Below are 1817 nucleotides of genomic sequence, written 5' to 3'. Positions count from 1 at the left end.
CGTAAGCTCTGTGCAACGAACCACTTGGTTTCTCCCTGCTGAATACCTCACGTCACAAGAGTTATCTGACTTGGGTATATTAGATATGGCAAGGCCAAATGGAGTATCATCTGCAAACCGGGTCGCACACAGTGTACGCGCTCCAGTACCACTTCGTGACCGTCACGAAGTACCGTGCCGATATTCTCACCGATGAGCGGCTGGAGCGTGTCGCTGAAATCGCCCACGACATTGCAGATGACTTCGAGGCCGACATCAAGAACGTGGACGGTGGTACCGACCACGTTCACATCCTGTTTCGGACCAAACCAACCACAGACCTCACGAAGTTCATCAACTCGCTCAAAGGTGTCACGTCCCGCCGGATTCGGTCGGAGTTTCCCGAAGTGACACAGACGCTCGAAGATGCGTTCTGGCAACCGGGGTACTTTCTTGCCACGACCGGCCAAGTAAGCATTGACGTGCTGATGGACTACGTGGACGACCAGTAGCATGACCGCAACAACCACGAAAACGCTGGAAGCTACGCTCGCCCCGCCGACAGCACACAAAGAGCGGAAACTGTGTGACCTGCTCGAAACCTACCGTGAGGGGCTTCACGAGGCGTTCGACGCCGAGTGTGACACGATGAGCGCAACCAGCGACGTGGTGACGCCATACGACCTACCGTATCAGGCGAAAGCGGCCCTATGCAACTACGTCCCACAACTGCACGACACCTACGACGCACAGGAGTTGGACGACGACCACCCAGTTCGGCTCACCAACCAAGCCGCCGAGTTCGACCACTCGGCGGCGCGTGACTACGAGTTTACATGGTGGGCACCGCAACCCGGTCGTGGGACGAATTTCTGGATACCGCTTCGTATCAACCCCGAACAAGAAGGTCTGTGGCACGACCTCGTACATGGGGACGCTTCGGCGGGGCAACTCCGACTGCAACGCCACCGCACGTCGTGGACACTCCACGTCACCGTCGAGTTCCCGGTCGAAGAACCCGAGTACGAACCCACCGACGACGATGTAACACCAGTCGGCTTCGACATTGGCGAAGCACACCTGCTCGCGGGCTGTGCCTGCGAGCAGGGGACTCCGACTGACCCACTGCTCATCAACGGTGGTCGCGCTCGCCACCTTCGCAAAGAGATGTTCACGACGCACAAGCGACTCCAAGAGCGTGACGCCGCCGAGTGGCGGATTGACGAGCGATTCGACCACTACCAGAACGCACTCACTGACATCATCGAGAAGGCGTCTCGACGTGCCGTCGAGTACGCCTCCCGGTTCGAGAAGCCGGTCCTCGTGCTGGAAGACCTCTCGTACATCCGTGAAGACCTCGATTACGGCGAGTGGATGAACCGACGACTCCACGCATGGGCGTTCGCTCGCCTCCAACAGCGTATCGAGGACAAAGCACGAGAGTCTGGCCTTCCGGTCAGATACGTCCGACCGGAGTACACGAGTCAGACGTGTCACGAGTGCGGCCACGTCGGGCACCGGAACGGCGACGAGTTTCGGTGTACGAACGACGAGTGTTGGGTATCGGAGTATCACGCAGACATCAACGCGGCGGTCAACATCGCTGACCGCCACGACCCGTGGGGTGAGAGCCTGCCAGTGAAATCGGCAGACAATGACATTTCACGGGATGGGAGCGCCTGTGACAGCGCCACGACCCACCGAGAGACGAGCGAGAAACCCTCGCAGATGACCCTCTCGGCCTTCCACGGGTCGGAACCCTCTGCCAGCAACAGCGAAACTTAGCTGGTATTCCCATGCCGGGAAGCCGCGCCGTTCACGGCGCGGAGGATGTCACT

At 59.3% G+C, this 1817-nt stretch carries 2 protein-coding genes; both read left to right on the top strand.

Annotation, left to right across the window (positions count from 1 at the left end; all coding sequences use genetic code 11):
• Positions 1 to 98 precede the first annotated feature (98 nt).
• Complete coding sequence (gene tnpA, locus N5098_RS15150) at positions 99 to 491, top strand: IS200/IS605 family transposase (protein ID WP_267638726.1); 393 nt, start codon at positions 99 to 101, stop codon at positions 489 to 491.
• Between the two features lies 1 nt (position 492).
• Positions 493 to 1764: an RNA-guided endonuclease TnpB family protein gene (locus tag N5098_RS15145; RefSeq protein WP_267638725.1), complete on the top strand. Its 1272-nt coding sequence runs from the start codon at positions 493 to 495 to the stop codon at positions 1762 to 1764.
• The last annotated feature ends 53 nt before the right edge of the window (positions 1765 to 1817 follow it).

The organism is Halovenus rubra, from assembly GCF_026586665.1.
GTDB lineage: Archaea > Halobacteriota > Halobacteria > Halobacteriales > Haloarculaceae > Halovenus > Halovenus rubra.
The sequence above is the reverse complement of the archived record's forward strand: the minus strand, read 5'-3'. Positions and strand labels throughout refer to the sequence as shown.